The sequence below is a fragment of the Oleiphilus sp. HI0123 genome (assembly GCF_001635315.1).
Map to the genome: position 1 here is coordinate 1 of NZ_LWGE01001485.1, position 4,092 is coordinate 4,092.

5 protein-coding genes are annotated in these 4,092 nt (G+C 43.9%); 3 read left to right on the forward strand and 2 right to left on the reverse strand.

Going from position 1 to position 4,092, the window contains the following annotated elements; translation table 11 throughout:
- Together A3761_RS19575 and A3761_RS19580 are read right to left on the reverse strand one after the other, a co-directional pair.
- Window positions 1-1,090, reverse strand: a 1,090-nt coding sequence (locus A3761_RS19575; RefSeq protein ID WP_156491967.1) for a molybdopterin-dependent oxidoreductase, incomplete at its 3' end; no start/stop codon positions are given.
- Between the two features lie 50 nt (window positions 1,091-1,140).
- Window positions 1,141-1,986 (reverse strand): acyl-CoA thioesterase II, encoded by an 846-nt coding sequence (locus tag A3761_RS19580; protein ID WP_068739147.1) that lies wholly within the window; start codon window positions 1,984-1,986, stop codon window positions 1,141-1,143.
- A gap of 125 nt (window positions 1,987-2,111) precedes the next feature.
- On the opposite strand from A3761_RS19580, the gene A3761_RS19585 reads away from it, so the two are divergent.
- The 3 genes from A3761_RS19585 (at window position 2,112) to A3761_RS19595 (ending at window position 3,985) form a co-directional block, all read left to right on the forward strand.
- On the forward strand, window positions 2,112-3,002 hold the full coding sequence (locus A3761_RS19585) for a LysR family transcriptional regulator (RefSeq protein ID WP_068514364.1): 891 nt from the start codon (window positions 2,112-2,114) through the stop codon (window positions 3,000-3,002).
- A gap of 109 nt (window positions 3,003-3,111) precedes the next feature.
- Window positions 3,112-3,528, forward strand: a complete 417-nt coding sequence (locus A3761_RS19590; protein ID WP_082865504.1) for a MarR family winged helix-turn-helix transcriptional regulator — start codon at window positions 3,112-3,114, stop codon at window positions 3,526-3,528.
- Window positions 3,529-3,544: 16 nt separating this feature from the next.
- The gene (locus A3761_RS19595) at window positions 3,545-3,985 is read left to right on the forward strand and encodes a hotdog fold domain-containing protein (protein WP_068507593.1); all 441 of its coding nucleotides are present in this window, start codon (window positions 3,545-3,547) and stop codon (window positions 3,983-3,985) included.
- Window positions 3,986-4,092 lie beyond the last annotated feature (107 nt).

Sequence of the window (4,092 nt, forward strand, 5' to 3'; positions counted from 1 at the left end):
GCATCATTTTATGATGAGCCGTGAGCTTGTACTCGCGGCGACGCTCGTCCGAATTACCTAATAAGGGAACAAATAAAGTGTGCAGATTATTGCCGCCAGTTTTCCCGAAATTGCCGGTCACCATATACAGCATTTTTTCCAAATATGCCGTCAAGGTGGAATGCAGTGACTGCTGCAGACCCAAGTCAATTCTTACGCATCCCGCTTTAGCATTAGCAAAGTCTCGTGCAACTTGCTGCGTCATCTCAAGGGATACATCGGCTTTTTCTACATACTCTTCAATAGGAATATCTAATAGTTCAGCTTCGAGCTTATTAAAGCCAGTGCAGTGATTCTCGAGGAAGGCTTTATCATGCAGGCCCTCTTTTACGATAATCGCCAAGATCGCAGACATCAGATAAGCATCAGTACCTGGCTTTAACTGAAAATGTATATCGGCTTGCTTCGCTGTTTCAGACCTTCTAGGGTCAAAAACCACCATCGTACGGTCCGGGTCTTTCTTAATTTCTTTAAGCGTATCGCGCGCATTGGGTATACCGTGTGACTGAAATGGGTTACAGCCAATAAATAGTACGTAGTCAGAATGCTCTACGTCCTCAGTACAATGAACACGCTGATCACCAAACAGTCGACCATTCACCCAAAAATCCATGGTCTTTTCCTGAGCCAAAGCTGTATAGGTATAGCGACTCCCACCCATGGCATAACGCAGTTGTGAAGCATACGCACCGCCAAGATGATTACCTTGACCACCACCACCTACAATCGCGAAAGAATCGGGGCCAAACTGATCACGCGTTACATTCATTTTTTCAGCGATTTCATCTAAGGCCTGATCCCAGCTAACCTTCTGAAAGCTCCCATCTGGCATCCTTTTTAAAGGATGTGTCAAACGATCATCGTGATTTTGATAATGCTCTAATCTTGCCGCTTTCTGGCAAATATAGCCCTTAGTCATAGGGTGTTGAGGATCACCTTTGATCTTAATTAATTTGCCGTCCTGGGTGGTAACATCCAAGCCACAGTTTCGTGAACATAATATACAAGCGGTTTTATGCAGCTCTGTATTCTCACTATCAACGTTTGTCATGATCGCTCTCTTGCTTTTTAAAAGCTGTAATTATTGAGATATAGACTAGCTTAATCTTTGTAATACACCATCTGGCTACTTGTCGCCACCAAGGTACCATCAGGGCTCCATAGCTCAGCCCTTTGCTCAAAATAACCATTAGTAAATTTGGTAGCGCTAGCGCGACCAAGCAGATGAGTCGCCTCCAAGCCCAACAATTCATCTTCAGTTATATGGAAATTAATCGTTAAACTAACCGTTCCCATTGGGACGATCTTATGTCTTCGAACAAAAATTCGTGGAAAGAACGAGTCAGAGATTGCTGTTACTGAGGCATAGTCCAGCTTTCTTGCTGGCTTGTCAGAAATCCACAAGAGGCTCTCGGAGGGGTTTGCTTGTTTACCCTTAACTAGCGGCTGAAAAGGAGCACCATAAACAAAGCGCATATCGTATTGGTCTACCCAGCTCGGCATGCCCGGAAATTTTGGTAGTGAATCCACCTCTTCAAAATCTGGTGCATAAGGCATCCTTACTTCATCATTAGACCAAGTCTCATTTCGCTTAGCAAAAACACAACTAGCAGAACACTGCATTACATCGCCTTGCAAAAAATCTACACGCCAATGCTGGTTGGAACGGTTAGTTCTTAATAGAGCAGGTTTGACCACCAACTCATCATCTTCAATCGGCCCCATATAATTAATAGTAAGCGATACCGGCATGCCTTCTCTTTCTGGGTGACCTAACACTGCTTGAAGGATCGTAGCCGCCGTCACACCACCGAAAGGGCCTACCATATTTTGATAGTCTGCACTGACTTGCCCAACCAGGCAATTGGGGTCCCCTTTCAGGTTAACTGCACCATCAAATGCATGCTCTTGCTGTTCTAGTGTCTTTGCCACATTAGATGCACTCATACCGAAACCTCCAAAAAATCGCACAAATTAGTTTATATGCTAAGTAAATTAATCTAACCTTTTACCACTGGCAATTCAGTATATTTGAACTTAGGATAACTTCAGCTTATCTATTAAGGTGTTCCATGCAACAAAAAGCTCCCCCAATTCAGTGGCTACCTGTATTTGAAGCCGCGGCCAGAAATTTAAACTTTAAGAAAGCAGCGGTGGAACTCTGTGTTTCACCGCCTGCCGTCAGTCAGCAAATCAAAGTATTGGAAGAATATCTTGGTTTAACGTTGTTTGACCGAAGCTCTCGCAAACTACGACTCACCTCAGCCGGAGAGTTTTACTACCAGACAACAAGAGATATTATTAAGCGCCACAATACTTCCTATCGAGAATTCGAACGAAAATTTTGCCACCCAACGCTTCAAATCAGCTCACCCATTTTCATCGCTCAAGAACTACTGATTCCAAATTACGCACGCTTCAAAGACTATGCTCCAGAGGTAGAGCTACGCATCACGACAGGCAATGAATACGTTAATTTTGACGATGAACCTGCAGACGCGGCATTACGTTTCGGAAAGGGGGACTGGCCAGAATTAGCAACACGCTTTGTCAGTGGTGTTGACGTAAAACTTCTATGTAGCGAGGACTACCTGACCCAACATGGTCTTTCCCGTGACCAATTAATGTCAAAGGAGGAGATCGAAAATCAGGTTGTCATATCGCTATATGATGATCTTCGGGATTGGCGCGGCTCATTTGGAGATTTTAACCCAAAGCAAAAAATTGTTTGCGACTCTTATTTCTCCGCCATTCGGTCTGCTGAAGAAGGCTTAGGAGTCGTCGTTGGATTACTCCCTATGGTCAATCAAAGGATCAGAGATGGAAAGCTACTTCCCTTATCAACCATGCCGTTGACAACCCAGTATGCATATTGGCTCGTTGCCCCTAAAGCCATGGCAGAAACAGATAATTTCAACTCGCTTTACCGCTGGATACAAGCGCTATTCAGAACACTTAAGTAATTTGTTGAAAAAATAAAAAACAAACAAACGCTTGCATTTAAATTTAGTTTATATGCAAAGTAATATACATCACATATGAACTATATAACTACTAGACAAGGAATCGACAGTGGATAAAAGGTTATTCTTTCTGATCAACATGGCTCAGCACCGAATGTTTAAGTTTGCAGATACCCAGTGCGAGCAACGCCTGGGGATTCCAGTCACTCAAGCTGCTGCACTGATGTTCATTGCTAAAAATGAAGGCTGTTTACAGAAAACGCTGTCACAAGCATTGGGTTTGAATAACTCTGCAGTCACCGGTTTGGTTGGCCGAATGCAAAAGAACGGCATTATTGAGCGCAAAGGATGTGCCGAAGACGGCAGAGCATCAAGGTTATTTTTGTCTGACGAGGGTAAAAATAAATTACCGATACTCTACCCACTTATCCAGCAAGTAAACGAGAAGCTCAGTGAAGAATTTTCAGAAGAAGAGCTTGAAACCGTCAGTCGCTTCCTAAACAAGGTGATCGACATTTTTAAATAAGTACGCGGTATTCAATATGAGTCAATTTCTAGCAATGTTCCAACAAATGGGCCCAGAGATGTTTTCGAAGGGCGTTGCTCAAATCGCACCTTACTTTGGGACAATTGACCCAGAAGTCATTGACCTTAAACCAGGCTATTGTGAAGTTAGCTTGAAAAACCAAAAGAAGGTGCACAACCATATCGGTACCGTTCATGCCATTGCAATGTGTAACGCTGCTGAATTAGCAGGCGGTATGACAACTGACGTCTCGATTCCCGCTGGTGCCCGATGGGTTCCTCAAGGTATGACTGTTGAATATATCGCAAAAGCTAAAACAGACCTTAAAGTTGTGTGTGAAGCGGCAGACGTCGATTTTTCACAGGAAGGCAAGGTAGTCGTGCCCGTAGCAGCGTATGACACAGAAGGAACCAAGTGCTTTACCGCTGATATTACGATGAATGTGAAGCATAAGTAGGTTGATTGCTCCGCCCATTCTTTAAACATAGGCAGAGGATTCCATTCCCTCGCAGGATCAACCCTTGCTTGCCCGTCTGCGAGCCGTGGAAGACTCTGCCTACAATC

Coding starts and splice junctions, on each gene's coding strand:
- A3761_RS19580 (WP_068739147.1), bottom strand. CDS start 1,986: ATGAGTGCATCTAATGTGGCAAAGACACTAGAACAGCAAGAGCATGCA.
- A3761_RS19585 (WP_068514364.1), top strand. CDS start 2,112: ATGCAACAAAAAGCTCCCCCAATTCAGTGGCTACCTGTATTTGAAGCC.
- A3761_RS19595 (WP_068507593.1), top strand. CDS start 3,545: ATGAGTCAATTTCTAGCAATGTTCCAACAAATGGGCCCAGAGATGTTT.